Source organism: Geobacillus sp. CCR (assembly GCF_052906625.1).
The window spans coordinates 1-5536 of record NZ_JBREBQ010000070.1 but is presented as its reverse complement, the minus strand read 5'-3'; the positions used below and the strand labels follow the sequence as shown (position 1 = coordinate 5536).

At 41.9% G+C, this 5536-nt stretch carries 5 protein-coding genes and 4 pseudogenes; all 9 read left to right on the top strand.

The features are described from left to right. Positions 1-105 (top strand): annotated as a pseudogene (locus ACVBDQ_RS17535) (IS982 family transposase); the annotation flags it as partial. A gap of 212 nt (positions 106-317) precedes the next feature. Beyond that, positions 318-779, top strand: a complete 462-nt coding sequence (gene tsaA, locus ACVBDQ_RS17530) for a tRNA (N6-threonylcarbamoyladenosine(37)-N6)-methyltransferase TrmO (RefSeq protein ID WP_013524492.1) — start codon at positions 318-320, stop codon at positions 777-779. A 357-nt stretch (positions 780-1136) separates the two neighbouring features. Next, positions 1137-1334: pseudogene (locus tag ACVBDQ_RS17525) on the top strand (IS110 family transposase); the annotation flags it as partial. Positions 1335-1544: 210 nt separating this feature from the next. Then, positions 1545-2639 (top strand): annotated as a pseudogene (locus tag ACVBDQ_RS17520) (IS110 family transposase); the annotation flags it as partial. Between the two features lie 396 nt (positions 2640-3035). Further along, a complete protein-coding gene (locus ACVBDQ_RS17515; RefSeq protein ID WP_331710634.1) occupies positions 3036-3227 on the top strand; it encodes a hypothetical protein in 192 nt (63 codons plus the stop codon). Next, entirely contained in the window at positions 3200-3499 is a 300-nt protein-coding gene (locus ACVBDQ_RS17510) for a GNAT family N-acetyltransferase (protein WP_331710633.1), read from the top strand. The genes ACVBDQ_RS17515 and ACVBDQ_RS17510 overlap by 28 nt, the downstream gene beginning before the upstream one ends. A 169-nt stretch (positions 3500-3668) precedes the next feature. Next, a complete protein-coding gene (locus ACVBDQ_RS17505; protein WP_069304491.1) occupies positions 3669-4268 on the top strand; it encodes a GNAT family N-acetyltransferase in 600 nt (199 codons plus the stop codon). Positions 4269-4394: 126 nt separating this feature from the next. Further along, positions 4395-5105 (top strand): SDR family NAD(P)-dependent oxidoreductase, encoded by a 711-nt coding sequence (locus ACVBDQ_RS17500; RefSeq protein ID WP_069304490.1) that lies wholly within the window; start codon positions 4395-4397, stop codon positions 5103-5105. A 140-nt stretch (positions 5106-5245) separates the two neighbouring features. After that, positions 5246-5410 (top strand): annotated as a pseudogene (locus ACVBDQ_RS17495) (PhzF family phenazine biosynthesis protein); the annotation flags it as partial. Positions 5411-5536: the final 126 nt, after the last annotated feature.

The window sequence follows — 5536 nt, the reverse complement described above, 5'->3', positions numbered from 1 at the left end:
CGCATCACGGGGATCCGAGCCAATTCGATTATCGGATTTGAAGTGGCACTAGACGGTATATTGTTAGCTTATTCCCTGGTTACACTTGGGCTAGTTGAGCGCTAAAGCTCAACTAGCACCACGGGTATAGATCAACAACCGGAAGAGGTGCTTCGACGCTTGGGGTGTGCAGCGTGATGCAAAGGTTAACTTTTCAAGGTGCATTTATATAGCATAGTTTTCTTCTATGGAAGACCCAATTACCTTTCATCATCTGTGGTGAAGCTCGATTCATGGGTGCTACGGGCAGTTTAATAGTTAAACGAGGAGGGGATATGATGCAATATACCATTACACCAATCGCATTTGTTAAAAATAACCGCAAAGATGTTGAAGATGATAATTGGGGTAGTGTTATTTCAATAATTGAATTATCAGATGAAATCGATGATTCAGCTTTACAAGGTATCAGTGAGTTTTCGCATTTAGATATTATTTTTTATTTTGACCGAGTTACAGATGACAAAATTCAATATGGAGCAAGGCATCCAAGAAATAATAAAGAATATCCAAAGGTCGGAATTTTCGCTCAAAGAGGCAAAAATCGACCGAATAAATTAGGTTTAACAACCGTTGAATTGTTAGAACATAAAGGGCGAACATTGAAAGTAAGAGGATTAGATGCAATAGATGGTACTCCTATTATTGATATTAAACCGGTTATGAAGGAGTTCTTACCCAAAGGCGAAGTAAGGCAGCCTGCTTGGTCGGTATCATTAATGGAACGATACTGGGATTAATGTTATTGAATTAACAACATACTTTATTTAAATTGATAACAGAACAAGTTTTCAAATAAAAAACAATTTTTAAGCAAAACAATCTCTTAATCAATACCGAAGCCTTCGACAATATGCTGAAGGAAAGTGTTGGCAATACTTTATGCCAACACTTTTATTAACCCGTGGTGCTAGATAAACTCAAACAAGCATAAAAATAGCCCTTGCATGAGGATCCCCTTAAAATGAAAGTGCAACCAACCATTAAAAAGGAGCATTCCCGTTAGGAGCTTTTCCGGGGACTTGATCAAAAAAAGCCCTCTTGGTATGATGCAGGGGTGTCAACCACATCACTCACCATACCAAGGAGGACTTCAGATGAATTGTACACAAAACTATAAAATTGATCAAGTCATCGAACAAACGCTTGTGGTGGGCATCGATATCGCGAAACGAACCCACTACGCCTGCTTCGTGGATGACCGAGGGCGTGTGCTTCGCAAATCGTTCCCGATCTTCCAGTCGAAAGAGGGCTTTCGCCAGCTGTATGAAGCGATTCAGGAGGCGATGCAAGCGTTCGTGTTTTCTGCAAAGAAAAAATACAGAGTTTCGCAACGAAAAGTGCAGAGAATTACAACTTGACATGGAGCCTCTGGGGGCGTGATGAAAAAGCCAGGAAGCCAGCAATATCAAGGGCTGGCTATGCCTAAAAAGGCTATCACGCCCCCCTCTCCATGTAAAGTTGGCCTAAGCCAAATTCTCTGCAGATCTCTGCATTTTTATTTTGCAATAAACACGTTCGGAAAGCCGCAGGTGATCGTCGCCGTGGAGCCGACCGGGCACTACTGGTTGAACCTGGCCTACTTCCTCGAGGAAAACGGGATCCCGTTAGTCATGGTCAACCCGGCGCATGTGTGCCGATCGAAAGAACTCGATGACAACCTGCCGACGAAACACGACGCCAAAGACGCCCTGGTCATCGCCAGACTGGCGAAAGACGGGCGATTCCTCGTCCCCCGACTGCTGCACGAGATCGAAGCGGATTTGCGCGTCGGGAGCACGCTCAAAGAGAAGCTCCGGAAGGAACAGGCGGCGGTGAAAAACGCGATCATCCGTTGGACGGATCGGTATTTTCCAGAGTTTTGGACCGTGTTTCGCGACCTGGGGAAAACAGCGCTGGCGGTGCTGGAGTGGACGCCGCTTCCGGCCGATATGGCGGATCGGACCGCCGAGGAGCTTCTGGAGGCGTACCGGCAAAGCGACGGGCTGAAATGCCCGCAGAAAGCGAAAATTCAGGCGTTGATCAACGCCGCGAAGGACTCGATTGGGGTGACGGAAGGGACGACGATGGCCCGGTTTGAGATCGCCGCGCTCGTCCGCCGATACCGCCAATTGGAGGCTGAGATCGCCGCACTGGACGCCGAGTTGAAGGCATTGGTTCAAACGACGATGGAGTATCAATGGCTGAAAACGGTCGACGGGTTGAGAGACGCCACGATTATCGATCTGCTGGCGGAGATCGGCAGCTTCGCCCACTATCGGGACCCGCGTCAATTGGTGAAGTTGGCGGGCCTGACGCTCAAGGAGAACTCCTCCGGCCAGCGCAAAGGGCAAAAGCACATCTCCAAACGGGGACGGAAACGGCTGCGATCGGTGCTGTTTCGGGCGATGATTCCGCTGATCCGGCACAACGAGGCGTTTCGCGAGCTGCATGAATATTACACGACCCGATCCGTCAATCCGCTGACCGGAAAGCAGTCCATCGTCGCATTATGCCGGAAGCTGTTGAATGTGCTGTTTGCGATTTGTACGAAGAAACAAGCCTTTGACGCGGAGCGAATGAAACAGGACGTCTTGTCCCAGGTGCAACGGGCGGCCTAAGGCCTCCCCCTGCGAACGGAAGAATCGTTGGACAACCAGATGACACCGGAGAAGCTGGCGTGATTTTATCCATTCGACCTTGAGTCCCCAAAGGAGCTTGGCCGGCCTCCGCCTGATGACGAGACCGAACGAGGGAATGTTGGCGCGAAGACGCCCGGAGACATGGGAGGGTTCGTCCTCATCAGCGACGCGGAGATCCAAAGGGTGCATCGAATACGCTTCTCCCCACGGAAGGAAAATATCCCCAGCCGTGGCCGCGAAGCGCACCCTAGGTCTGTAAGATATCCACAAAACTGAAAAAGGATGTAAGGGATTTTGTCGAAAAATATTTTTTGGACACCCCTGAGGGGCCGAAAAGCCTTGATAAATCAACATTTCTAGAGGGAGGATAAAACAGTGTTAAGGTTTAAAACAATCGATATAGAAAAACATTGTGATGAAGTTGTACGTTTTCGCAAAGATTCGTTTTTAGTGAGTTTTGGTGATATTTCAGATTTTAATGAAGCCGAGTATCTTAATTGGCTAAAAGACAAGTTAATCAATTCCCAGAAGGCTTTGTTATGGTTGAAGAGAATGGGCGATTTATAGGACAACTCGAATTATCTATTCGAAAATACGAAGGAAGAAACATTGGGTATGTTCACTTATATTACCTAATACCTGAAAAGCGAGGAAAAGGAATAGGACAGGAATTACACAATTACGCAAAAAATTTCTTTAGAAATAATAAAGTAACTGAATATCATCTGAGAGTATCACCAAATAACACACAATCAATGAAATTCTACAAAAAGAATGGAATGGAAGAACTATGTTCTGAATTTGATGGAAAGGTAATCAGAATGAAAGGGAATATATAATATTTTTTCTTATTGTGCTAACGGGTGCTTTAATTGAATAAGAACAACCAAAGACCGCATACAGTGGTCTTTTTCTTTTAGTCAAAAATCAACAGTGGAATTTAACATAGCCATTAGAAAAGGGATAATAGCATGGATTGTTGAATTCTGTAAGATAGGGGGTGGATATATGTCACAAAAGTTATTGCTGAGAGGAAAAAGAATATCTCTGCGGACACCAACGCACGATGATTTGCCAATTCTATATAACCTGATATATGGTGTGGAGAATCCAGAATGGAAAAAGTACGATGCTCCTTATTATCCGCTTGAATATTGTACGTTTGAAAAGTTTTCTAAGAGAATGGAAGAAAAAATGAATTTTACGGATGTACCAAGTCAAATGATTATGGAATATCAAGGTCAAATTATAGGTATGGTTAGTTATTATTGGGAGGATAAGCGTACACGATGGCTTGAAATGGGAATTGTCATATATTCTCCTGAACATTGGAATGGTGGATTTGGAACCGAAGCATTGTCTTTATGGATTGACTATCTCTTTAAAAATCTAAACATCGAGAGAGTGGGGCTGACGACTTGGTCTGGAAATCCACGAATGATAAGATGTGCGGAAAAATTGGGAATGCGATTAGAAGGGAGAATGAGAAAATGCCGCTACTATAATGGCGAATATTATGATTCTATTCGGATGGGTATTCTTCGTGAGGAATGGAATGAGTTTAAAAAGAATAATCCCTTATTCAATTCCCATGAAAGAACGAATTAACTTCCATAAATGTGTTGCCGCAAAATGTGGCATGGGTGGCTAATAGTCAGTTTAGTGAAGAAAGGTATAATAGAGATTTAGTATTTTTATTCGAATGAAGATTATACACTCGAAAGGAGTTAAAAAATGAGTGGGCATGTTTTAATTACTGGGGCAAACAGAGGTTTAGGTTATGAGTTACTAAAAGTATTTCACGCGAATAATTATGTTGTGTTTCCTTTGATAAGAAATAATACTGCACTTCAAAGAATTAGGGAAGAGTTTAGTGAAAGATGTTATCCAATTGAAGGAGATGTTGGCTTAGATTCGTGTAAAAAAAATATAGAATTAACTATTAAAAAATATACAAATAAGATTGACATACTAATTAACAATGCGGGAATTCCAGGGGTTGAGTACCAAATAGACAAGGTAAATACCAGTGAGGTATATGATTTATTCAATATTCACTGCTTAGGTATTATACGAACCGTTCAAGCTACTCTTCCTTTTCTTTTTAATTCCTCAAATCCAAGAATAATCAATGTTTCTTCCAGACTCGGTTCTTTATCAAAGATGGCTTCTGGCGAGTTTAAAGATAGACACTTTTCTTACTCATATCGAATAGCAAAAGCTGCTCAAAATATGCTGTCAATATGTTTACACAATGAACTAAATAGTAAAGGCATTCATGTAAGTGTGATTCATCCAGGTCGATTAAAAACGGATTCTGGTTCATCAGATGCAGATATGGAAGCATTTGAAGCAGCTGAGTTAATTTTCAGGTGGATACAGACATTAAATAAAGAAAATTCTTGTCAATATGTCCAACCATTTTTTAAGGAATTAAAATGGTGATATTCACCAAAAGATTAATAGGAGCATTACTTCAAAAAGCAGGAAGTAATGCTTTTTTTGTTGAAGTAAAGGACAGCATTAAGAGAGACTATCAAGCAGAAAACCTTGAAATGATTAATCTTATTCTGGAGGTAATGAAAATGAGTAAAGTCAAAGTTTATCATTACGATGCATTCAGTAATGAGCCAAATATGGGGAATCCAGCAGGTGTAGTTTTAGATGGAGACCAATTCACTGAAAAGGAAATGCAAGAAATAGCGTTAAAAGTAGGCTTTAATGAAACAGCTTTCCCTCTTAAATCTGATTGTAAATTAGCACATTATTTCAGAATCCCTTTTTCAAATTATTTCGGACGGATTCGGAAATAATGTGCAAAATCTTTGCGAATTATTCCAGGTTTTGCAGATTATTTCCGAACATTTGCACATTAT